Source organism: Cupriavidus yeoncheonensis, assembly GCF_905397275.1.
In the GTDB taxonomy this organism is placed as follows: Bacteria; Pseudomonadota; Gammaproteobacteria; order Burkholderiales; family Burkholderiaceae; genus Cupriavidus; species Cupriavidus yeoncheonensis.
On sequence record NZ_CAJPUY010000019.1, the window covers coordinates 136,660 to 158,292 of the forward strand.

A 21,633-nucleotide genomic window follows, 5' to 3' on the forward strand; every position below is an offset into this window, starting at 1 on the left:
ATAGCCATCTCTTCAATGCCGTAGAGATCTCTACAATTTCGAAATTCGGTGGGGTCCTGCCTGGCCGCACCCAACCTCCGCGCTGCCCGACAGTCCAGCCGGGTGTCCAGCCAATGCCGGTTTCCCGGAACGACTCGACCACATTCCACTACCCCCTTGCGTTACCTCGAATACTGTATAAATATACAGTTATCGTAAAACTACCATTCGCCACGCCGGCGAGACTCAATATCCACATGATCGCACCCGCAGCCCCCGCCGCGGAGGCTCCCGCTTTCCCTCCGCCTGCCTCGCATCCCCCGCCAGGCCGGGAGGAGGCCGTGGCCGTGCTCGAGCATCGCTACCCCAGCCTGTGGCGCGCAGGCCAGCTTGGCCGCGCCGGCAGCCAGCCGGTGTGGCCGGCCGGCTATGCCGGGCTGGCGGCGGAACTGCCCGGCGGCGGCTGGCCGGTCGGCGGGGTGACGGAGTTGCTGACCACGCAGGGCGGGGCGGGCGAACTGCGCCTGCTGCTGCCGGCGCTGCTGGCGCTGGCGGCGGCGGGGCGGCGCATCGGGCTGGTGGGGCCGCCTTACCTGCCCAATGCGATGGGGCTGGCCGCGGCGGGCTTGCCGGCGCGCCAGCTCTACTGGGTCCGCGCGGCCGCCGGTGCCGGCAAGAGCGCGCAGCAGGCCGATGTGCTGTGGGCGGCCGAGCAGATGCTGCGCAGCCAGGCGTTCGGCGCGGTGCTGGTGTGGCTGCCGGCCGCGCGGCCGGCAGCGATGCGCCGCCTGCAGGTGCTGGCGCAGGCCGGCGACGCCGCGGTGTGGGCCATGCGCCCGGCCGCGGCGCTGCGCGAGTCGTCGCCGGCGGTGCTGCGCTTGCTGCTGTCGCCGCTGCCGGGCAACGAGCTGTCCGTCATCTTCCACAAGCGGCGCGGCCCGGTGCGCGAGGCCCCGCTGCTGCTGCGGCTGGATGGCATGGAGGGCGCCCGGCGCGGCGGCGGCCACGCCGCGCCTGCCCCGGCTGTTTCACCTGTTGTTGCGGGAGGTTCCGCCCATGTCGTACTGGATCGCGGTGCATCTGCCGCGCCTGTCGCTGGACGCGCTGCAGCCGAGCTGGCCTGAGCCGGTCACGGCGCCGTCTTCCACGCCATCCTTCCCCCGCGGCACGCTGCACCATGCCCTGCCGGTGGTGGTGATGGAGCGCGAGCGCGTGATGCTGGCCAACGCCCCGGCCATGGCGCTGGGCGTGGGTTTCGGCATGCGGCGCGGCGGCGTGCAGGCGCTGTCGGCCGACGTGGTGCAACTGGAGCGCGACCCGGTCGCCGAAGCCGGGCTGCTGCACGCGGCGGCGCTGGCGCTGCTGCATTTCACGCCGCTCGTGACGTTCGATGAAGACCCGGAAGCGGCCACGCTGATGCTCGACGTCAGCGCCAGCCTGCGCCTGTTCGGCGGCCACCGTGCGCTGTGCCGGGCGGTGCGCGCGTGCGTGCGGCAACTCGGCACGTTTGCGCAGGTGGGCAGCGGGGCCACGGCCCATGGCGCGGCATGGCTGGCGCGCCAGCCCATGCGCCGCACCCGCCGCGGCATCGTGCGGCCGGCGCGGCGGGCGGTGCAGGCCGCGCGCATGGGCCGCCTGCTGGATCGCCTGCCGGTCGAGGTGCTGCGCCTGCTGGCGGATCCGGCCTGGCTCGACGGTATCGGCTGCCGCACGCTCGGCGAAGTGCGGCGCCTGCCGCGCGCAGGGCTGGCGCGCCGGCTGGGCCCGGAATTGCTGGCCCGGCTGGACCAGGCCTATGGCGAGGCCACGGCCAGCTTCACCTGGTTTGCCGCGCCGCCCGCGTTCGCGCAGCGCATGGACCTGCCCGGCCGCATCGAATCGGCCGAAGGCGTGCTGGCCGGCGCGCAGCGCCTGCTGCTGGCGCTGGCCGGCTGGCTGGCGGTGCAACAGGCCGGGGTCACGCGTTGCGTGCTGGTGCTCGAACATGAGCGCTACCGGCTCGGCGTCGATACCGTGGGCACGCCCGTGATGGTGGGTCTGGCTCAGCCCAGCCGCGATCCGGCGCACCTGTCGCGCCTGCTGCGCGAGAAGCTGGACAAGCTGAATTTCCATGCCCCCGTGACGGGCCTGGCGCTGCGCGTGGAGGCCATGGCGGAGTACCGGCCGCAGAGCGATGCGCTGTTCCCCGAGCCCGGCGGCACGCCGGCCGAACTGGGCCGCGTGCTCGACACGCTGGTCGCGCGCCTGGGCCGCGACAACGTGCTGCAGCCGCAGCCACTGGCCGATCACCGGCCCGAGTGCGCCAACCGCTGGTGCCCGCTCGACGAGGCCGCCGGCAAGCCGGCGGGCGCGCCGTTGCCACCGCTGCCGACGTTACCCGAGCGCCCGTTGTGGCTGTTGCCGCAACCGCAGCCGCTGCCGGTGCGCAACCACCGTCCGAACCACGGCGGGCCGCTGAGCATGCTGACGCGGCCGGAGCGCATCGAAGCCGGGTGGTGGGACGGCGCGCTGGCCACGCGCGACTACTTCATCGCCGAGCGCGCCGACGGCCTGCGCTGCTGGGTCTACCGCGAGCGCCCCGGCCATCCGGGGCGTGATGGAGGCGATGGGCAGAATGACGGCGGCGAATACCGCTGGTTCCTGCATGGCTTGTTCGCATGAGCGCGCCCGAGCTGTCCGCGTGGCTGCCCACGCTGCCCGACTACGTGGAGCTGCACTGCATCTCCAACTTCACGTTCCTGAACGGGGCGTCGCATCCGGTTGAGCTGATCGAGCGCGCCTTCCAGCTCGGCTACCGCGGCATCGCGCTGACCGACGAATGCTCGGTGGCCGGCACCGCCCGCGCGCACGATGCCATCAAGACGCTGCGCCAGCGCCTGGACGAAGCGGTGAAACGCGGCGAGGCCACCGCCGGCGATGCGCAGGACGACGGCGAACTCAATGCGCTGAAGCAACACGCCGAAGCCGCCAGGGCCTTCCAGTTGCTGATCGGCAGCCGCTTCAGCCTGACCGCGCCGGGGGACGCGGACGAACGGCCACCGCTGCGGATGGTCCTGATCGCGCAGCATCGCGAAGGGTTCGGCAACCTGTGCGAGCTGATCACGCTGGGCCGCATGCGCGCGCAGAAGGGCAGCTACCGGCTGCATCCCGAAGACCTGTCCGCACCCGATCAAGACCAGCGCCACCTGCGCGGCATGCCGGGCTGCCTGGCACTGCTGCTGCCCGACTACTGCGCCGATCCGGTGCAGTTGCTGGAGCAGGCGCAATGGTGCCGCGAGGTCTTTGGCGAGCGCGCCTGGATCGCGCTGGAACAGCTGCAAGGCCATGCCGATGCGCTGCATCGCAGCCGGATCGAGGCCGTTTCGGCACAGTCCGGCGTGCCGATGGTGGCGGCGGGCGCGGTGACCATGCACGTGCGCTCGCGCAAGCCGCTGTCCGACGTGCTGACGGCGATTCGGCTGGGCAAGCCGCTGCCCGAATGCGGCATGGCGCTGGCGCCCAATGCCGAACAGCACCTGCGCATGCGCCAGGTGCTGTCGCGCCTGTATCCGCGCGAGGCGCTGGCGCAGACGCTGAAGATTGCCGGGCTGTGCGATTTCTCGCTCGATACGCTGCGTTATGAGTATCCCGAGGAACTGGTGCCCAGGGGCGAGACGCCGATCAGCTACCTGCGCAAGGAGGTGGAGGCTGGCAAGCGCGTGCGTTTCCCCAAGGGGCTGAAGCCGGAGTGGGAGGATCAGCTCGAAGACGAACTGAAGCTGATCGAGGAAATGCAATATGAGCACTTTTTCCTGACCGTGCACGACATCGTGCGCGAGGCGCGCGCGCGGGGCATCCTGTGCCAGGGCCGCGGCTCCGCGGCCAATTCGCTAGTGTGCTACTGCCTTTACGTCACCGAGGTCAGCCCCGAGCAGGCCAACCTGCTGTTCGGCCGCTTTCTCTCGCGCGAGCGCGACGAGCCGCCCGATATCGACGTGGACTTCGAGCACCAGCGGCGCGAAGAGATCATCCAGTACATCTACGGCAAGTATGGCCGCGACCGCACCGCGCTGGCCGCGTCGCTGATCACCTACCGCTCGCGCAGCGCGCTGCGCGACGTCGGGCGCGCGCTGGGCATCGATGCCAGCGTGGTGGAGCAGGTGGTCAAGGGGCAGGCGTGGTGGGAAAGCGGGCAGGGCTTCCTGGACCGCATCAGCCGCTACGGGCTGGATCGCGAATCACCGGCGGTGCTGCAGTGGGCCAGCCTGACCGAGCAGTTGCGCGGTTTCCCGCGCCACCTGTCGCAGCACGTGGGCGGCTTCGTGATGGCGCGCGGCAAGCTGTCGCGGCTGGTGCCGATCGAGAACGCGGCCATGGCCGACCGCAGCGTGATCCAGTGGGACAAGGACGACCTGGAATCGCTGGGCCTGCTCAAGGTGGATGTGCTCGCGCTGGGCATGCTGTCGGCCATCCGCCGCGCGCTCGCGCTGCTCCCGAATCCGGATGAGGATCTTGCCAGGGCCGGCGTGCCGGCGCGGATGGAAGACATCCCGAAGGAAGACGATGAGACCTACGAGATGATCTGCCGCGCCGACACCGTCGGCGTGTTCCAGATCGAATCGCGCGCGCAGCAGTCGATGCTGCCGCGGCTGCGGCCGCGCAACTATTACGACCTGGTGGTGGAAGTCGCCATCGTGCGGCCGGGCCCGATCCAGGGCGGCATGGTCCATCCGTACCTGAAGCGGCGCGAGGCCGTTCGCCTCACGAAGCGGCCGCCGGCCTACTATGACGCGGTGATCGAAAAGGTGCTGGGCCGCACGCTGGGCATACCGATTTTCCAGGAACAGGTGATGCAGCTGGCCATCGACGGGGCCGGTTTCACGCCGGGGCAGGCCGACCAGCTGCGCCGCTCGATGGCAGCCTGGCGCCGCCGGGGCGACCTGGGCCGGCATCAGGAGGCGCTGATCGAGGGCCTGACCGGGCACGGGTATCCGATGTCCTTCGCGCAGGCCATCTGCAAGCAGATCGAAGGCTTCGGCGAATACGGGTTTCCGGAAAGCCATGCGGCCAGCTTTGCCAAGCTCGTCTATATCAGCGCCTGGCTCAAGTGCCACCATCCCTCGGCGTTCCTGTGCGCGCTGCTGAACAGCCAGCCGATGGGCTTCTATTCGCCGTCGCAGCTCGTGCAGGATGCGAAGCGCCATGGCGTGGCGGCATTGCCGGTCGATGTGACCGTCAGCCACTGGGACAGCACGCTGGAACCCGCGCCCGGGCAGACCGGCGCCGGCAAGCCGCCGGTGCGCCTGGGCATGAACCGCGTCAAGGGCATGCGCGAAGACGCCGCGCTGCGCATCGAGGCCGCGCGTGCGCAACGTCCGTTCGACAGCGTGGAAGACCTGGCCCTGCGCGCCGGGCTGGACCGGCACGATATCGATGTACTGGCCGCCTCCGACGCGCTGGCGGCACTCGCCGGCAACCGGCGCCAGGCCCGCTGGCAGGCCAGCGCCGCGGCGCTGCAGGTCGCGCACCGCGACCTGCTCCATGAAGCGCCGCTGATCGAGCAGCGGTTGTCGCTGCCGGCGCCACGCCTTGGTGAAGAGGTGGCCGCCGACTACGCCACCACGGGGCTGTCGCTCAAGTCCCATCCGCTTGCGCTGCTGCGCGCGAAGCTCGATGCCATGGACTACGCTACGGCGGAACAACTTTCCCACTGCCGCAATGGCCGGCGCGTGCGCGCCTGCGGCATCGTCACCGTGCGGCAGCGGCCCGCCACGGCCAGCGGCACCATCTTCGCCACCATCGAAGATGAAACCGGCACCGTCAACCTGATCTACTGGCCCGACCTGATCGAGCGGCAGCGCAAGGAAGTGCTCGGCGCGACGCTGCTGGGCGTGGTCGGCACATGGCAGCGGCAGGGCGAGGTGCGCCACCTGGTGGCGCAGGAGCTGATCGACCTGAGCCCGCTGCTGGGCCGGTTGATGGTGGAGAGCCGCGATTTCCACTGATCCGCCTGGCCGGTGCACCAAGAGCCTGTTTGAGAATGCCAGGGTGGCTCCCGACCCAGGGTGCTGGAAGCTGTATCCAATCGATCAGCGCACGAAATACGCCTTGACCGCGGCGACGAACGTGTCGATGTCCGCGCGAGAGACATCCTTGTGCGTGACGAAGCGCGATGCATAGAGCATCTGCGTGAGAATGCCGCGCTCCTTCAGCCACGCTTCAAGCAGCGCGCAGTGCTCCGGGGGAAATTGCGCGAAGACCATGTTGGTGGCATGCGACTGCACGCTGACCTCATCGATCCGCGAGAGCTCGGCCGCGAGATGGGCGGCGTTGTCGTGGTCTTCGGCAAGCCGCTCCACGTTGTGGTCCAGCGCGTACAGACACGCTGCCGCCAGCACGCCAGACTGCCGCATTCCACCGCCTAACACCTTGCGCCAGCGATGCGCGACGTCGATCAGCGTCTTTGCGCCGACCAGCACCGAACCTACCGGCGCACCGAGGCCCTTTGAAAAGCAGATCGACACGGAATCGAAGGGCGCGCATAACGAGGCAATGCTCTGCATCGAGGCAACTGCGGCATTGCACACACGTGCCCCATCGAGGTGAGTCGCCAGCCCGCGTTCGCGGGCGAGCTGTATTGCCTGCGCGACGTAATCGGGGGGCAGCACCTTGCCGCCAATGGTGTTTTCCAGTGCCAGCAGACGCGTTCGCGCAAAATGATCGTCGATCGGCTTGATTGCCGCGATGACTTTGTCCAGCGGCAGGGAGCCATCAGGCGCGTTTTCAATCGGTTGCGGCTGAATGCTGCCAAGTACGGCCGCGCCGCCTCCTTCGTACTTGTAAGTATGCGCGGCCTGCCCGACGATGTATTCGTCGCCCCGCGCGCAGTGCGCCATCAGCGCGGCAAGATTGCTTTGTGTGCCACTCGGAAAAAACAGGCCAGCCTCCTTGCCGGCCCGCTCGGCTACCGCCGCCTGCAAGTGCAGGACCGTCGGATCGTCGCCCCACACATCGTCACCGACTTCGGCAGCCGTCATTGCGGCGAGCATCGCCTGATCGGGCCGGGTTACAGTATCGCTACGCAGATCTATCATTCGGTTCTCCTTGACTCTGACAGGGGGCGTCACTCCGGTGGCGCTGACGACATGGGTCGGCCTCCAAGTCTACCAACTGGCGCGTGGGGTTCAGCGGGAAAGCGTCGACAGATAGGTCGACCATGCATGGGCGAGATGGTCGGGGTTTTGCCCCGCGAGGCGAGGTATCGCGCCTGCCGACGAAGCTCGGGTCCCGATCGGCAATCCGGATTTCAACGCGTCATGCGCGCGCTGATCTTGCGCCGTGCCAAACTGATCGAGATCCGTCCGCTCGGCATGAGCCGCGAGTATGCGACCATCGCGTCCGCTTTGCCGACATCAAGAGGCTCAACGCCTGGTTTGGCCGCCGGCAGGTGATCGCAACCAAGCGACGCTCGCTATGCATTGATCAATGCCTGCACCATTTACGGTAGTTTGGGCGCCGTTGGCTCAGAACCCGACTTCACCTGACCGGCGCGTGCCGCGCGCAGCGCGTTCAGTTGCGCTGTCAGCCATGTCGCGCTCGTTTGCGCTGATGCTTCGCCGCACTGAACCAGATATGGCTTGCCGGTAATACTGCTCTTGCTGCCTGCAAGTTCGATGAACTGTTCGGCACTCGCCAGCGTGGTACGGTCCTCAATGTAGCGGAGTTTGACCAGCATATGATGCTTCGCATCCGGTGCCGAGTACCAAGTTCCGTTGCGGTTGAACCGGCAGCCCGATGCTTCGAGGCGAGCCAGCAAAGACGTAATCTCGGCCCGCACGGCGGGATTGGGTTCGCCGGCCTGGGCCGTCACTGTCGTGCTGACGGCCAGGACAATCAGGCAAGTACGCATATGGACCAACACGACCAGTCTCCTGGATGGCGCGCAGTCGGACGCCGCTCCGCTCAACGCAAATGCCCGCCAAACAGTCCAAGCAGGCCGATGACGATCAGGTAAATGGCGACGATGTAGTTAAGCAGCCGGGGGATGACAAGAATCAGGATCCCCGCGATCAGCGATATGAGAGGGCCAGCGCTGGTGATGATGTTCACGATGCCTCCTTGGTGCCGGCCGAGATAGACAACATTCATATACCTCCGCCCTGTCGGTCATGTTTGTGTTCTAGGCGGGTTTGGATGACTTGTCTGTCGGACCACCTCTTACCTTCGCGTCGGCGGTTCCCCTGGAAGGTCCAAGCACTGCCTCTGGCCGACTGACGAATACGCCACCGACCGAAGCTCCGGCGCCCGCTATTTTTTGGCTCATCGCCGATCTGCGGGGTGGGGCTGACGGTCTCGGAATCCGGGGCCTGAGGAGTAGGTCCGGGTGAGCCGTAGAGCGGGCAATCTGTGCAAGGGTTCAGACCGTCAGGCTTGCAGTGGCCGGTACGCAACTTCAATACAAAGAGTTCCGCTAGCCGCGCGAGCGTCACACCATGGTTCAATTTGCGCACTATATTGGACAGGCGCTGTCGCAATATGCCGGCCGCGCCACTGGAAACCGGCCACGCCATGCGCATCGAAGACGTCGACCCAGTACATTCCCGGCCGTTTGGCGCCGGGCCAGGCTCACTCGGCATCCGCGGCTTTGGTTGCGCCCTGGTTACGGCCACTGCATGGCTTGGCGTTTCTTTATGGCTGGCGCTGCCCTGGATGGCCGGACTTGCGGAAAAGATCGGCTCGGTACCCACATGGCTGATCGTTGGTGGCATTGCGCTGGCGCCAGGGTTCATGAACGCCTTTCAGACCGCCAGTCTCCTGCAACGTCCGAGTGGTCGATACCGCGAACCCGCTGCCTACCCCGCCCTGACAGTTCTGATCGCGGCCTATAACGAAGCCGACCAGATCGCCGATGCCTTGCGCTCTCTCCTGGGCCAGAAGTACTCTGCGCCGTTGGACATTGTTGTCATTGACGACGGTTCCCAGGACGGAACCGCAACGATCGTACGCGAGACGTTCCCGGAAGTCCGTGTGATTGCGTTGGCATGCAACGCGGGCAAGGCGGCGGCGCTCAATCGTGGACTGGCTGTCGCGCACCATGCTCTGGTCGTCACCGTCGACGGCGACAGTTGGCTGCATGCCGATGCGCTCCGTTATCTGGTACTGGAGTACGTGAACGGCCCACCCAATACCGCAGCGGTTGCCGGGGCCGTATTCGTGGGCAATGGGGACAGGAGCTGGTCGTCTCGCGTCCAGTACTGGGACTACTTGCATGGCATAGCGGCGACCAAACGCACGCAGGCCGCCTATGGCGGCACGCTGGTCGCCCAAGGTGCCCTGTCACTGTACCGTACCGATCTGCTGCGAGAAATTGGCGGGTGGCCACAAAGCCTTGGCGAGGATATCGTCCTAACCTGGGCGTTGCTGTCCCGAGGATACGACGTCGGCTACGCCGAGCGGGCGCTCTGCTTTACCAACGTGCCGGAAACGTTCGGCGGCTTGCTCCGGCAGCGGGCTCGCTGGGCGAGAGGCATGATCGAGGCGTTCCGTCATCACCCTGGCATTCTGCGCCAGCGCCGCATCACAACATTTCTGGTTGGCTGGAATCTGCTTTTCCCGTGGCAGGACCTGGCCTTTACCTTTGCGTTTATTCCGGGCCTGGTACTCGCACTCTTCGGCCAGTACTGGTTGGTCGGTCCATTGACGCTGGCATTGATCCCATCGGCCGGCTTTATCGGCTTCGTGATGTACCGGATGAGTGCGAAAGTGTTTCAGCAGGCAGGCTGCAAAGTCGCGTGGGATCCGCTGGCACTTGTCTTCTACACGCTGGCGTATGGACTCATCAATCATCCGGCCAGTTTGCGTGGCTACCTCGCCGAATTGTTCGGACAGGCGAAAACGTGGGGTACGAAATAATGGCCCAGCCCTTTCTGCCGGTGCTGCTCCTTGCGGTCGCTGTCAGCGCGGCCGCATCCGATGAGGTGCTTGACAAACGCCCGCCCACACAGAGTCCTGACCTCTTCGAGTCGCCTGAGTATGACCCCCTGGCCGGGATGACCACCGACTATTTCGGAACCCGCGATACGACGGGATTCAAACGGGATTCGCTCCGTCTTGGCGGAATGGTTCGCTATGCATCCCGGTACGACTTTGTCAGCGTTGGCGTGTCTCGCGATGAATTCCGTCAAGGCGATTGGACTAGCATTGTTGACTCCGTCCTGGTTGAAGGGCGGAGAGTCAATCGGCGTACTGCAGAAGGGATCACTGGCCGATTGGCGGTAACCACGAATACCGGGCATCCTCAATGGCATGGGGAGGCCACATGGAACGTGCGCTTTGGAGAGCGTGGCGGTGTCGAGCTGATTGCGAATCGAGATGCTGTAGAGAGCCAAGCCGCTCTCCAGAACAGCATCCTCTCCAATTTCCTTGCGGCAGCCTTTGACTACGCGCCCACCGAGCGTCTGACGATGGTAGCCATGCCGACCTGGCGGCGATTTACCGATGGCAACAGGCAACTTGGCGGGCGAGCGTGGCTGATCTTTACTCCGGTGCCGGAGAGCGGGATCGGCATCGAACTGAAGGGACAGGGCTTTCACGGTAGCGGGCAATCCCAGCAGATGTATTTCAATCCAGCGGAGTACCGCAAAGCGGAGGCGGGAATACGATTGCGGCGTTCGTTTGGCGATTGGCGGGTTTTTGCGTATGCCCGCCTGGGCCACGAATGGATCGATCACGACATTGACAAGCCGACGGCGGAATTCGGAATTACGGCCCGGCGCACCTTCAGCAATGGCATCACCGCAGCCGTGCAGTTCGCCTACAGCCGAAGTTCCTATTCGGATGCAGTCCAGAATCTAAACGAAAATTACGGATGGCGCATGCTGAGAGTCATCGTCGTATTGCCTTTCGACAGCCTTTTCCCTTCCTCTCAGTCGCGTAATTGAAGTCCCGTCGTCGCAGCACGCGCGCCAAGTGTCCTTTCCGCCCGGACTGCCAGTCGGTAAGGGCAATCAGGAGGGCCGGAGGGTATCCGCTTCGGCTACACCCCAGCCCAACCACGCGGCTTACCTTATTGCCGGCCTGGTGCTGCGCCACCGCGTCGGCGTCATGCCGAACTGCGCCGCGAACCAGCGTACGAACGAGCCATAGGTGGAGTAGCCAAGCGATTCGGCAATGCGTCCGAACGAGTAGCTCCTGTTGTCCATATAGTGGATAACGAGATCGCGCCGTACGCCATTGACCATGTCCGAGAAGATCTTTCCGGCGCCTTCGAGCTGGCGCTGCAGTGTACGCACGTTCATGCCCAGGCCCTGGGCAACCTGCTCGATCGTCGCGCGCCCTGCCGGCAGCATCAGATAGATGGCCTTGCGCACCTCGAGCACGATTGACGGCTCGTTGGCGCCCGGCAGACCTTCAAGCAGGCGTTGCGCATGGCGTGCCATGACAGGGTCGGCAATCGGGTTGGGCAAGTCCAGGTCGGCCGCGCGGCAAACCAGGCCGTTGAAAGAGCTTGCGAACTCCAGCTTCCCTCCGAAGATGCGGCGGTGCAGCCGCAGATCAGGAGGCGCGTCATGGGTGAAACTGACGCCGAGGGGATGCCAGGCTGTACCCAGCAGTGTGCCGCACATGCGTGACAGCGAGCCAAGTGCCAGCTCGATCGACTGCATGGACGGCCCGGCGTCATCCGCGACCACGTCCTCCCGCACGATGACCTTCTTGCCGGCCTCCTCGATACGGATGACCAGGAACTCATTCATCAGGTGCCGGTACTGAATCAAGGTTCCAAGCGCGTCGCGCAGCGTTCGTTGATGCGTGAGCAACACGCTGACGACGCCGAGGTCGGACAGTTGCCACAGGTCGGCCATACGCAGCCCGAATGTCGGGCATTGCGTGAGCCGCGCTGACTCTTCCAGCAAGGCAACGGCAGCACTTCCGGAAATCCAGTGTTCCGGGTCCGCAAGCATCTTGCCGCTCAACCCCAGCTTGCGCAGCAAAGGCTGTGGTTCCAGGCCCAACTGCTGCGCGACCTTGAAGTAGTTCTTCAGCACGCCAGTGCGAATCAATGTGCCCATTGCCTCTCCTTCACCCGGTGTGTAGTCCGTATTTACGCGTTCCGGGGAAACCCGAATACCCGACATTCTGTCATGAAATGAGACATGAATGTCGTGAAATGAGAGAAAACGGACGATCCGCGATTACTAGACTGATCCCGTGAATCGATGACGGACGGAGCCTCATGGCAGCCCCTCGGAAGCCACCTGAATCCATTGATGCCCGGTTCGACCTCAACGGTTCGTTGCGGCGCCGATAGCCAAATCCCTTCAATCCCCCATCAAGGAGAAAGAAATGCAATTTCTGGATGATTCGCTGCACCCGGAGAACATGGACAAGGTGGTCATTACCGTGGCCCCGTACGGCCCCGAGTGGATGCCGGAGGATTTCCCGGAAGACATCCCTGTGTCCATGGAAGCGCAGATCCAGAAGGCGGTGGATTGCTATGAGGCCGGCGCCAGCGTGCTGCACCTGCACGTGCGCGAGCCGGATGGCAAGGGCTCCAAGCGCCTGTCCATGTTCAACGAACTGATCGCCGGCGTGCGCAAGGCCGTGCCGGACATGATCATCCAGGTCGGCGGCTCGATTTCCTTTGCACCGGAAGACGAAGGCCAGGCTGCCAAATGGCTGTCGGACGACACCCGTCATGCACTGGCCGACCTCGACCCGAAGCCGGATCAGGTGACGGTAGCACTCAACACCATCCAGATGAACATCATGGAGTTGATCTACCCGGAATACTACGAGAGCACGCACATGGCCAACCCGGCCGTCTACGACGCGTACCGTGAAATGATCGTTCCGGCCGGCCCGACCTGGGCGGAAGAGCACTTGCGTCGCCTGCAGGACGCCGGGATCCAGCCGCACTTTCAGCTGGTTGGCATGCATGCGCTGGAAACGCTGGACCGCATGGTGCGCAAGGGCCTCTACAAAGGCCCGCTGAACCTGACCTGCATCGGCATCGGTGGCGGCCACCATGGCCCGCACCCGTACAACCTGTTCGACTTCATCCAGCGTGCCCCGGATGGCTGCACCATTACCGCCGAATCGTTGTTCAAGAACGTACTGCCGTGGAACACGATGGCGCTGGCAATGGGCATGCACGTGCGCTGCGGCATCGAGGACACCCTCATCGATCAGCATGGCAAGCGCTTTACCTCCGTGCAGCAGGTTCAGCAGCTCGTGCGCATCGCGAAGGAGCTGGGCCGCGAGATCGCCGATGGCAAGGAGGCGCGGGAAATCTACCGCATCGGCACCTGGTACAAGGATGTCGATGAAACGCTCGCCGCCAACGGCATGACGCCGAACCGCAAGCCTGGCGTCAGGAACGTGCCGCTGCGCAGAGCGGCCTGAGGCAACCACCACCGGCAAAGCCGGTGGCTTGAGATTCTGAGCGCCTCGGAGGCGCTCCCAGGAGACATGACATGGCAAAGGCAATCCGCTTTTACGAAACCGGCGGCGCAGACGTCCTCAAGCTCGAGACCGTGGAAGTCGGCGACCCCGGCCCCGGCCAGGCGCGCGTGCGGCACAGCTATATCGCCGTCAACTTTATCGACATCTATTTCCGCACTGGCCACTATCCGCTCGAGCTGCCCAACGGCCTGGGCTCCGACGCCGTGGGTGTGGTCGAGGCCGTGGGCCCCGACGTGACCGACATCCGCGTGGGCGATCGCGTGGGCTATCTGCTCGGCCCGCAGGGCGCCTATTCGGACGTGCGGGTGATGCCTGCCAGCGTGCTGATCCCGCTGCCGGACGGCGTCTCCGACCGCGTCGCCTCCACGCTCATCATGAAGGGGATGACGGCGCAATACCTGTTCCGCCAGGTCTACCCGCTCAAGGGTGGCGAGACCATCCTCTATCACGCCGCGGCCGGCGGCGTGGGCCTGATCGCCTGCCAGTGGGCACGCGCGCTTGGCGTAAACATGATCGGGACGGTCAGCACCGACGAGAAGGCGGAGCTTGCCAAAGCCAACGGCTGCTCGCACGTCATCGTCACCGCGCGCGAGAACATCGTCGACCGCGTGATGGAAATCACCGACGGCAAGAAGGTCCCGGTGGTGTTCGATTCGGTCGGCAAGTCGACGCTGGATGCCTCGCTGTCCTGCCTGCAGGTGCGCGGCACGCTGGTCAGCAACGGCACGACTTCGGGCCCCGTCGAGATCGACAGCCGCACGCTCGCGGCGAAAGGCTCGCTCTGGGTCACGCGTCCGGCCATGGTGCACTACGCCACGCCGCGCTCGCACATGCTCGCCATGGCCAACGAGGTGTTCGACATGGTGATGGCCGGAAAGATCGCCAGCGAGCCGAAGCAGACGTTCGCGCTGGAAGACGCCGCGCAGGCCCATCTTGCCCTGGAAAACCGGCAGACGAGCGGCGCGACGGTACTGGTGCCGTAAGGCGAGGCGGCTGTTCAAGCGATTGCTGCAGGTTCGCAATCCACCCGGCAGTCGCCTTGCTCGCCTGGCCTGGCCAGGTCGCCGGAAGGCGGCTGCTTCCAACAAGGCAAGTACACATTGCCGGAAGTTCCAAAACGGAGACTACAGATGTCGAATCGACCTGCCTTCCCGCGCGTGCGCCGCGTCGCCGCGGCGACGATCCTGGCGCTTGCCATGCCTGCCGCCATGGCGTGGACCAGCAAACCGGTGCGGGTGCTGGTGCCCGCGCCTGCCGGCGGCACCATGGACGTGATGGCCCGCATGCTGTCCGAACAACTCACGGCAGACCTGGGACAGCCGGTGATCGTCGACAACAAGCCGGGCGCCGGGGGCGCCATCGCCGTCGGCGCAATGCTGGCGGCGCCGCCCGACGGGCAGACCATCCTGGTGTCGGCGACCAACGTGTTCGCGGAGATCCCGCACGTGATGAAGGTGCCCTACGATCCGATGAAGGATGTGAAGCCGGTTGCTGCCGTGGCCAAGTCGACGCTTCTGCTCGTCGCTGCGCCCAGCCTGCCGGCGAAGGACCTGCCGGGGCTGATCAGCTATGTGAAGGCGCATCCGGGTACCCTGAGCTTCGCGACCTATGGCCCGGGCACGGCATCGCAGTATGCCGGCATGATCATGAACCAGAAGGCCGGCATGGACCTCCAGAACGTTCCGTTCCCCGGGTCGCCGCCTGCGTTGACGCAGGTGATGGGCGGACAGATCGCCGTGATGTATGACGGCATGGTGACCTCGCTGCCTTACCTCAAGGCCGGCAAGCTGAGAGCCTATGCCGTGGCCGCGAAGCAGCGGCTGCCGATGCTCCCGCAGGTGCCGACGTTCGCGGAACAGGGTTATCCGGATGTGGACTTCAGCAACTGGACCGGAGTGTTCGTGTCGTCCAGGCTGCCGGCAGACCTGACCGAGAAGATCCAGGCGGCCGTCTACAAGGCCGCTTCGAAGGCTGGCGTGAGGGAGCGGATTTCCGCACTCGGGTTCGAGCCGCTGGAGCCCCAAGGCCTTCCCCAGCTCAGCCACGACCTGCACGCCGATTTCGAGCGGAATGCCGGCATCGTGAAGACCTTCAGGATCCAGCCGCAATGACACCCGCCGACCATGCGAGTTGAACAACTGACCTGCGCACTCGGCGCAGAACTCATCGGCGTCAGCCTGGCCGATGCGATCCATGATGACGGCCTGTTCGCCGGCATCCGCGCAGCGCTGCTCAGGCACCGCGTCCTGTTCCTGCGCGACCAGGACATCACGGCTGCCCAGCACGTGGCGTTTGCGCGGCGCTTCGGGGGTCTGGAGGATCACCCCGTGACGGGCAGCGACCCGGAGAATCCGGGGCTGGTGCAGATCTACAAGACGCCCGCCAACCCGCCGGATCGCTACGAGAATGCCTGGCACACGGACGCGACCTGGCGCGAGGTACCGCCGCTTGGCGCCGTCCTGCGGTGCCGGGAGTGCCCGCCCGTCGGGGGCGACACCATGTGGGCCAACATGGCGCTTGCGTACGAGAACCTGCCGGCCCACGTCAAGGCGCAGATCGCCGACCTGCGGGCGCGTCACAGCATCGAGGCGAGCTTTGGCGCCGCCATGCCGATCGAGCGGCGCCTGGCGCTGAACAGCCAGTTCCCGGACGCCGAGCATCCCGTGGTGCGCACCCATCCCGAAACCGGCGAAAAGGTGCTGTTCGTCAACGGCTTCACCACGCACTTCACCAACTTCCACACCCCGGGGCGGGTGCGGTTCGGGCAGGACCATAACCCGGGCGGGGCCGACCTGCTGCGCTACCTGCTTACCCAGGCCTACATCCCCGAACACCAGGTCCGCTGGCGCTGGGAAAAGAACAGCGTGGCCATCTGGGACAACCGGTCGACCCAGCATTACGCCGTCATGGACTATCCGCCGTGCCACCGGAGGATGGACCGCGCAACGATCATCGGAGACCGTCCTTTCTGAGCGCGTCCAGGCGCCGAGGAGTTGAACTGGGACGGGCAGGGCGAATGCCGTCCTGGCTCAAGCGGGCGGTCAATGCAGGACTGAGTGTCGAGTTCTTCCGGGTCGGATAGCCGCCGGGTCCGGCGCTTGCCGCTGCCCGCGCATTCCGGAGCACCCCCCTTGCGCTATCATCCGGCCCATCTGGTTCACAGCAAACGACAGGAGCAGCCAATCATGCGACGCATCGGTCAGACCGTCTCGTTCACCCGTCCCGACGGCCAGTCGGTCAACGGCTACCTTGCCAGGCCGGATTCCGCCGACGGCGCCCCGGCCATCATCGTTGTCCAGGAGTGGTGGGGGCTGAACAACCAGATTCGCGGCGTGGCCGACCGTCTTGGGCGTGCCGGCTACTACGCGCTGGTGCCTGACCTTTACCGCGGCGCCAGCACGGTCGAGCAGGAGGAGGCCCACCACCTGATGTCCAAGCTGAACTTCGGGGACGCCGTGGCGCAGGACATCCGCGGTGCCGTGCAGTACCTCGGCACCCTGAGCAGCCGCATCGGTATCACCGGCTTCTGCATGGGCGGCGCGCTGACGCTGCTGTCGCTGAACGCCATCGCCGAGCTGAAGGCAGGTGTGCCGTTCTACGGCATGCCGCCGCTGGAAGCCATCGACCCCGCCAATATCAAGGCGCCGGTGCTCGTCCACTCGGCCACGCAGGACGCGTTCTTTGCGGCCGAGGACTTCGACAAGCTCGAGGAGAAGCTGCGCGCCGGCGGCGTCGACGCGACGTTCCACCGTTACCTCGCGCACCATGCCTTTGCCAACGAGGATGCCATCGGCGACGGCCGCATCGCCGGTACCCAGTACGACGCCGCTTGGGCACAGGTTGCCTGGGACCGCACGCTGACGTTCTTCGCGCGCCACCTCTGGCGCTGATCATCGCCAGCCGGGAAGCATCCCGACTGCGGAATGGGAATCGCCTGGTAATCGGTGTGCTGCACAGTCGCTCCGAGTTCGGTGAACTGGCAGGAAAGGACGATTCAGCATGGCAACGACGCGGGACCTGACAGGTCGGCGGGCATTTCCATTTTTCTTCATTTGCCTTTGCTGCGGAGTTACTCCTTGAAGCCGGATCTGGGCAAGGATGCCGTCCGTTGCGCCGTGTCGCCTATCCTTGAATTCTCAAGCAGGCACTAAGCTGAAGTCAGCCCGGGCCGGCGGCCAGCCCGGGCTGTTCATGGGGGTTTCCGTCCTGTGCGCGCACGCCGCGCATCTTCCGGCCGTGGTCTTCCCTGCGCTGGAGGCGTGCTGCCATGCCGCGGTACACCCTTCCCGCCCTTGTCATGCTGGCACTGGGCCTTCCCCTGGCGGCCGCCGCTGCGCCCGGCACGCTGTCGGTGACGTTCGTGCATCCGGAGTCCTATACCGATGCGTCGTACCACGACAGCTATGGCAGCGACCGGCAGGTGCTCGACGAAATCAACCGGCATCTGGAGAAACTCGCCGCGCGGCAATTGCCGGAGGGGTACACGCTGAGCATCGAAGTGCTCGACATCGACCTGGCGGGCTACGTCGACTGGCGTTCCCCATCTGGCCTGCGCATCGTGCGCGATGTCACCTGGCCAAAGATGACGCTGCACTATGTGCTGCGCCACGGCGACCAGGTGGTGGCGGAGTCGCAGGACCGGTTGTCCAATATGAACTTCCACTGGGGCGTGAACCTGTACCACGACACTGACCGGCTGCGGTATGAGAAGGCCATGCTGGATGACTGGTTTGACCGGACGATCGTGAAGCGGGTGGGATGAGTTGCGCAAGCAGGCCGGCCTGACCGGGCCTGCGGCTGCGCAGGGGAAGCGCACGGGACTACACTGAAACCTCCCCGCCGCTTCCTCCCGCGCCACATTGCCCGCCAAGCCCCGTTCTCCGCTCGACATCCTGCTCAACGACATCACCGGCTGCCGCGCCTGCGACCTGCCGTTCGGGCCGCGCCCGGTGGTGCGGGCCGCTGCCAGTGCGCGCGTGCTGATCGTCGGCCAGGCACCCGGCCGGCGCGTGCACGAGACCGGCATCCCGTGGAACGACCCGTCCGGCGACCAGTTGCGCACGTGGCTGCAGATGACGCGCGAAGAGTTCTATGACACCAGCCGCATAGCGATCGTGCCGATGGGCTTCTGCTACCCCGGCAAGGGCGCCAGCGGCGACCTGCCGCCCCGGCCCGAATGCGCGCCGCTGTGGCATGCGCAGTTGCTGGCGGCCATGCCGCATATCCGGCTGACGCTCCTGATCGGCCGCTACGCGCAGGTGTATTACCTCCGGGGCAACGCCAGGCCGACGCTGACCGACACGGTTGCCGCCTACGCCGACTACCTGCCGCATTTCCTGCCCTTGCCGCACCCGAGCCCGCGCAACCGGCTCTGGCTGCGCCGCAATCCGTGGTTCGAGACCGAGGTCGTGCCACGGCTGCGGCAACAGGTGGACATGGCGCTGGCGGACTGAGCGCAGCATCCGGCACCGGTGTAAACCCGAAATCCGGCTCGTCGGCCTTGCTTCCATAATTCATGGTGATAAACTTAAATTCACAGATATGAATTACAGGCCGAGGGCCCACGAGACATGCCGCAATCCCCCGTCTATTTCGTTTCGACCGAGGACACCCCGGGCTATCACCCGGCCAACCACACCGGCACCCTCAATCGGCGGCTGATTTCCCCCGAGACTGTCGGCGCGCGCCATCTGGAAGTGCTTCACGGCACGATCGAGAAGGGCAAGGGCGCACTGCCGCACGCGCATCCGGGCATCGAGCAGGTCTGCTATGTGCTGGAAGGCCGCGCCATTGCCGAGGTCGGCGGCCAGAGCAAGGAGCTGGGGCCGGGCGACTGCTGCTTCTTCCCGCCGGACACCATGCACGTCTTCACCGTCGTGAGCGACGAGCCGGCCAAGATCCTCGTGATCTATTCCCCGCCTTACGAAGAATCCCCGGAACGCGTCGTGCGGCCCGCGTAGCGCTACCGCCCGCTTCCGATTTCCCTGTCCGACAGCCGGCGCCACAGACCGGCACTGACAAGCTGAAACAGGAGACCAGCATCGTGAAGTTCGCAAAACAGGCTTTGCTCACCCTGGCGGTGGGCTGTGGTGCCGCCATGGCGATGATTGCACCGGCAGGCGCGGCGGATCCGTATCCGTCCAAGCCGATCCGGCTGGTGGTGCCGTTTGCCGCGGGCAGCGGCACGGATGCCGTGGCGCGCCTGACGGCCAGGTATCTCGGTGAAGCGCTCAAGCAGTCGGTGGTCGTGGACAACCGGCCTGGCGCCAACGGCACCATTGCCGCGGAGTTCGTGGCCAAGGCGCCGGCGGATGGCTACACGCTGTTCATGACCACGAACACCACGCATTCGGCCAACCCGTCGCTGATGAAGCAACTGCGCTATGACCCGGTGAAGGACTTCACGCCGGTCTCGCGCATGGGCAACCTGCCGTTCATGCTGGTGGTCAGTCCGTCGCTGCCGGTCAAGACGCTGTCGGAGTTCGTCGCCTATGCCAAGGCGCACCCGGGCATGTCCTATGCGAGCGGCAACAGCACCGGCATCGTGGCCGGCGCCACGCTGTCCAAGATGGCCGGGCTGAAGATGCTGCACGTTCCCTACAAGAGCACGCCGCCGGCGATGACCGACGTGATCGGCGGCCAGGTGCAGCTGATGTTTGTCGACTTCGCGGCCGGCATCGCCAATGTCAGGGCCGGCAAGCTGCGCGCGCTGGCCGTGACCACCGCGCAGCGCAGCGCGCTGCTGCCGGACCTGCCGCCGCTGGGGAGCGTGCCCGAGCTCAAGGGGTTTGACATCACCTCCTGGAACGGCATCTTTGCGCCGGCTGGAACGCCGGCGCCGGTGGTCGAGCGCCTGAATCACGAACTCGTGGCCATTGCCTCCAGCAAGCAATACGCGCCGCAGTTCCACGCCTTCGGCTTCGAACCGTTCGGCAGCACGCCGGCCGAGCTCGGCCAGTTCGTCGTGGCTGAACTGCAGAAGTGGTCGCGGCTGGTGAAGGACGCCGGCATCGAGGCTGAATAAAAAAATACAAGGAACACCGATATGAATTTCGATCTCTCCTCCGAGCAGCAGTCGATCGTCGAAGCCGTGCAGCAGGTCTGCGCACAGTTCGACATGGAGTACTGGGACAAGCTGGACGTCTCTCACACCTATCCGCACGAGTTCTACAAGAGCCTGTGCGAAGGCGGCTGGCTGGGCGTCGCCATGCCGGAGCAGTACGGCGGCGCGGGGCTGGGCATCCTGGAAGCGGCGCTGGTCATGCAGACCATCTCCGAGTCCGGCGCGGGCATGAGCGGTGCGTCGGCGGTGCACATGAACGTGTTCGGGCTGAACCCGGTGGTGGTGTTCGGCACCGACGAGCAGAAGGCGCGCTTCCTGCCGCCGCTGATCGCCGGCAAGGAGAAGGCCTGCTTCGGCGTGACCGAGCCCGACGCGGGCCTGGATACCACCAAGCTCAAGACCTACGCGCGCAAGGTGGAGGGCGGCTATTCGGTGACCGGCCGCAAAATCTGGATCTCGACCGCGCAGGTGGCCGACCGCATGCTGTTGCTGGCGCGCACCACGCCGCTGGAATCGGTGAAGAAGCCGACCGACGGCCTGTCCTTGTTCTACACGAAGGTGGACCGCAGCAAGATCGAGATCCGCGAGATCGACAAGATGGGCCGCTCGGCCGTCGATACCAACATGCTGTTTATCGACGACCTGTTCATTCCGGAAGAAGACCGCATCGGCGAGGAAGGGCGAGGCTTCGAGTACATCCTGCACGGCCTGAACCCGGAGCGCATCCTGATTGCCGCAGAGGCCATCGGCCTGGGCCGCGCGGCGCTGGCCATCGCCACGCAGTACGCGAAGGAGCGCGTGGTGTTCGGCCGGCCCATCGGCATGAACCAAGGCGTGCAGCATCCGCTCGCACAAGCCTGGATGCAGCTCGAAGCGGCCAACCTGATGATGCTCAAGGCCGCCGCGCGCTACGACGCGGGCGAGTCCTGCGGCGCCGAGGCCAACACCGCCAAGTACCTCGCGGCCGAAGCGGGCCACAACGCCTGCCAGACCGCCATCCTGACGCTGGGCGGCATGGGCTACTCGCGCGAATACCGCGTCGAGCGGCTGCTGCGCGAATCGTATATCCCGCGCATCGCGCCGGTGAGTCCGCAGCTCATCATGTGCTTCATTGCCGAGCGCGTGCTGGGCCTGCCCAAGTCGTACTAAGG

Annotated in this window: 20 protein-coding genes and 1 pseudogene; 17 read left to right on the plus strand and 4 right to left on the minus strand. The window is 65.7% G+C overall.

The window, feature by feature from the left end:
• Positions 1-236 precede the first annotated feature (236 nt).
• From imuA to KHO22_RS23945, 3 genes are read left to right on the plus strand one after another with little or no spacing between them, the layout of a single operon-like run.
• Positions 237-1,103, plus strand: a complete 867-nt coding sequence (imuA, locus tag KHO22_RS23935; RefSeq protein WP_211949662.1) for a translesion DNA synthesis-associated protein ImuA — start codon at positions 237-239, stop codon at positions 1,101-1,103.
• Complete coding sequence (locus tag KHO22_RS23940; RefSeq protein WP_211949663.1) at positions 1,036-2,640, plus strand: Y-family DNA polymerase; 1,605 nt, start codon at positions 1,036-1,038, stop codon at positions 2,638-2,640. Before imuA ends, KHO22_RS23940 begins: the two co-directional genes overlap by 68 nt.
• On the plus strand, positions 2,637-5,963 hold the full coding sequence (locus KHO22_RS23945; protein ID WP_211949664.1) for an error-prone DNA polymerase: 3,327 nt from the start codon (positions 2,637-2,639) through the stop codon (positions 5,961-5,963). The genes KHO22_RS23940 and KHO22_RS23945 overlap by 4 nt, the downstream gene beginning before the upstream one ends.
• An 84-nt stretch (positions 5,964-6,047) precedes the next feature.
• Here the strand turns inward: KHO22_RS23945 and ltaE are convergent, their stop codons facing one another.
• Positions 6,048-7,052, minus strand: a complete 1,005-nt coding sequence (ltaE, locus tag KHO22_RS23950; protein ID WP_211949665.1) for a low-specificity L-threonine aldolase — start codon at positions 7,050-7,052, stop codon at positions 6,048-6,050.
• 222 nt (positions 7,053-7,274) lie between these two features.
• Here ltaE and KHO22_RS32740 point away from each other — a divergent pair, with 222 nt between their 5' ends.
• Positions 7,275-7,409, plus strand: coding sequence for a hypothetical protein (locus tag KHO22_RS32740; protein WP_268914541.1), 135 nt, complete (start codon positions 7,275-7,277; stop codon positions 7,407-7,409).
• A 47-nt stretch (positions 7,410-7,456) separates the two neighbouring features.
• Here KHO22_RS32740 and KHO22_RS23955 read toward each other — a convergent pair whose 3' ends face one another.
• On the minus strand, positions 7,457-7,879 hold the full coding sequence (locus tag KHO22_RS23955; RefSeq protein ID WP_230426992.1) for a YfeK family protein: 423 nt from the start codon (positions 7,877-7,879) through the stop codon (positions 7,457-7,459).
• 41 nt (positions 7,880-7,920) lie between these two features.
• A complete protein-coding gene (locus tag KHO22_RS23960; protein ID WP_211949666.1) occupies positions 7,921-8,067 on the minus strand; it encodes a DUF3096 domain-containing protein in 147 nt (48 codons plus the stop codon).
• Positions 8,068-8,526: 459 nt separating this feature from the next.
• Between KHO22_RS23960 and KHO22_RS23965 the strand changes: the two genes are divergently transcribed.
• A complete protein-coding gene (locus tag KHO22_RS23965) occupies positions 8,527-9,870 on the plus strand; it encodes a glycosyltransferase family 2 protein (protein ID WP_211949667.1) in 1,344 nt (447 codons plus the stop codon).
• Positions 9,870-10,898 carry a hypothetical protein gene (locus KHO22_RS23970; protein WP_211949668.1) on the plus strand — a complete coding sequence of 343 codons (1,029 nt, stop codon included), beginning with the start codon at positions 9,870-9,872 and terminating at the stop codon, positions 10,896-10,898. The genes KHO22_RS23965 and KHO22_RS23970 overlap by 1 nt, the downstream gene beginning before the upstream one ends.
• A gap of 120 nt (positions 10,899-11,018) precedes the next feature.
• On the opposite strand, the gene KHO22_RS23975 is transcribed toward KHO22_RS23970, so the two are convergent.
• Positions 11,019-12,026, minus strand: coding sequence for an AraC family transcriptional regulator (locus KHO22_RS23975; RefSeq protein ID WP_211949669.1), 1,008 nt, complete (start codon positions 12,024-12,026; stop codon positions 11,019-11,021).
• Positions 12,027-12,300: 274 nt separating this feature from the next.
• Here KHO22_RS23975 and KHO22_RS23980 point away from each other — a divergent pair, with 274 nt between their 5' ends.
• From KHO22_RS23980 to KHO22_RS24025, 11 genes and pseudogenes are all read left to right on the plus strand, one after another.
• Positions 12,301-13,359, plus strand: coding sequence for a beta-keto acid cleavage family enzyme (locus KHO22_RS23980; RefSeq protein ID WP_211949670.1), 1,059 nt, complete (start codon positions 12,301-12,303; stop codon positions 13,357-13,359).
• Positions 13,360-13,430: 71 nt separating this feature from the next.
• Positions 13,431-14,402, plus strand: coding sequence for a quinone oxidoreductase family protein (locus KHO22_RS23985; protein WP_211949671.1), 972 nt, complete (start codon positions 13,431-13,433; stop codon positions 14,400-14,402).
• 147 nt (positions 14,403-14,549) lie between these two features.
• Entirely contained in the window at positions 14,550-15,530 is a 981-nt protein-coding gene (locus KHO22_RS23990; RefSeq protein WP_211949672.1) for a tripartite tricarboxylate transporter substrate binding protein, read from the plus strand.
• A 12-nt stretch (positions 15,531-15,542) separates the two neighbouring features.
• Positions 15,543-16,391, plus strand: a complete 849-nt coding sequence (locus KHO22_RS23995; RefSeq protein WP_211949673.1) for a TauD/TfdA dioxygenase family protein — start codon at positions 15,543-15,545, stop codon at positions 16,389-16,391.
• Positions 16,392-16,403: 12 nt separating this feature from the next.
• Positions 16,404-16,501 (plus strand): annotated as a pseudogene (locus KHO22_RS32890) (H-NS family nucleoid-associated regulatory protein); the annotation flags it as partial.
• A gap of 103 nt (positions 16,502-16,604) precedes the next feature.
• Entirely contained in the window at positions 16,605-17,309 is a 705-nt protein-coding gene (locus tag KHO22_RS24000) for a dienelactone hydrolase family protein (RefSeq protein ID WP_211949674.1), read from the plus strand.
• A gap of 377 nt (positions 17,310-17,686) precedes the next feature.
• Positions 17,687-18,181, plus strand: a complete 495-nt coding sequence (locus KHO22_RS24005) for a DUF3016 domain-containing protein (protein WP_211949675.1) — start codon at positions 17,687-17,689, stop codon at positions 18,179-18,181.
• Between the two features lie 97 nt (positions 18,182-18,278).
• The gene (locus KHO22_RS24010; protein ID WP_211949676.1) at positions 18,279-18,872 is read left to right on the plus strand and encodes a uracil-DNA glycosylase family protein; all 594 of its coding nucleotides are present in this window, start codon (positions 18,279-18,281) and stop codon (positions 18,870-18,872) included.
• A 117-nt stretch (positions 18,873-18,989) separates the two neighbouring features.
• The gene (locus KHO22_RS24015; protein WP_211949677.1) at positions 18,990-19,379 is read left to right on the plus strand and encodes a cupin domain-containing protein; all 390 of its coding nucleotides are present in this window, start codon (positions 18,990-18,992) and stop codon (positions 19,377-19,379) included.
• An 83-nt stretch (positions 19,380-19,462) separates the two neighbouring features.
• The gene (locus tag KHO22_RS24020) at positions 19,463-20,443 is read left to right on the plus strand and encodes a Bug family tripartite tricarboxylate transporter substrate binding protein (RefSeq protein ID WP_211949678.1); all 981 of its coding nucleotides are present in this window, start codon (positions 19,463-19,465) and stop codon (positions 20,441-20,443) included.
• Between the two features lie 21 nt (positions 20,444-20,464).
• Positions 20,465-21,631 carry an acyl-CoA dehydrogenase family protein gene (locus KHO22_RS24025; RefSeq protein ID WP_211949679.1) on the plus strand — a complete coding sequence of 389 codons (1,167 nt, stop codon included), beginning with the start codon at positions 20,465-20,467 and terminating at the stop codon, positions 21,629-21,631.
• Positions 21,632-21,633: the final 2 nt, after the last annotated feature.

Excerpts from the sequence above, each read along its gene's own strand:
- KHO22_RS23965 (WP_211949667.1), top strand. The coding sequence starts at position 8,527 with ATGCGCATCGAAGACGTCGACCCAGTACATTCCCGGCCGTTTGGCGCC.
- KHO22_RS32740 (WP_268914541.1), top strand. The coding sequence starts at position 7,275 with ATGCGCGCGCTGATCTTGCGCCGTGCCAAACTGATCGAGATCCGTCCG.
- KHO22_RS24005 (WP_211949675.1), top strand. The coding sequence starts at position 17,687 with ATGCCGCGGTACACCCTTCCCGCCCTTGTCATGCTGGCACTGGGCCTT.
- KHO22_RS23985 (WP_211949671.1), top strand. The coding sequence starts at position 13,431 with ATGGCAAAGGCAATCCGCTTTTACGAAACCGGCGGCGCAGACGTCCTC.
- KHO22_RS24000 (WP_211949674.1), top strand. The coding sequence starts at position 16,605 with ATGCGACGCATCGGTCAGACCGTCTCGTTCACCCGTCCCGACGGCCAG.
- KHO22_RS23970 (WP_211949668.1), top strand. The coding sequence starts at position 9,870 with ATGGCCCAGCCCTTTCTGCCGGTGCTGCTCCTTGCGGTCGCTGTCAGC.
- KHO22_RS24025 (WP_211949679.1), top strand. The coding sequence starts at position 20,465 with ATGAATTTCGATCTCTCCTCCGAGCAGCAGTCGATCGTCGAAGCCGTG.
- KHO22_RS23990 (WP_211949672.1), top strand. The coding sequence starts at position 14,550 with ATGTCGAATCGACCTGCCTTCCCGCGCGTGCGCCGCGTCGCCGCGGCG.
- KHO22_RS23975 (WP_211949669.1), bottom strand. The coding sequence starts at position 12,026 with ATGGGCACATTGATTCGCACTGGCGTGCTGAAGAACTACTTCAAGGTC.
- KHO22_RS24015 (WP_211949677.1), top strand. The coding sequence starts at position 18,990 with ATGCCGCAATCCCCCGTCTATTTCGTTTCGACCGAGGACACCCCGGGC.
- KHO22_RS23945 (WP_211949664.1), top strand. The coding sequence starts at position 2,637 with ATGAGCGCGCCCGAGCTGTCCGCGTGGCTGCCCACGCTGCCCGACTAC.
- KHO22_RS23980 (WP_211949670.1), top strand. The coding sequence starts at position 12,301 with ATGCAATTTCTGGATGATTCGCTGCACCCGGAGAACATGGACAAGGTG.
- ltaE (WP_211949665.1), bottom strand. The coding sequence starts at position 7,052 with ATGATAGATCTGCGTAGCGATACTGTAACCCGGCCCGATCAGGCGATG.
- imuA (WP_211949662.1), top strand. The coding sequence starts at position 237 with ATGATCGCACCCGCAGCCCCCGCCGCGGAGGCTCCCGCTTTCCCTCCG.
- KHO22_RS23940 (WP_211949663.1), top strand. The coding sequence starts at position 1,036 with ATGTCGTACTGGATCGCGGTGCATCTGCCGCGCCTGTCGCTGGACGCG.
- KHO22_RS23995 (WP_211949673.1), top strand. The coding sequence starts at position 15,543 with ATGCGAGTTGAACAACTGACCTGCGCACTCGGCGCAGAACTCATCGGC.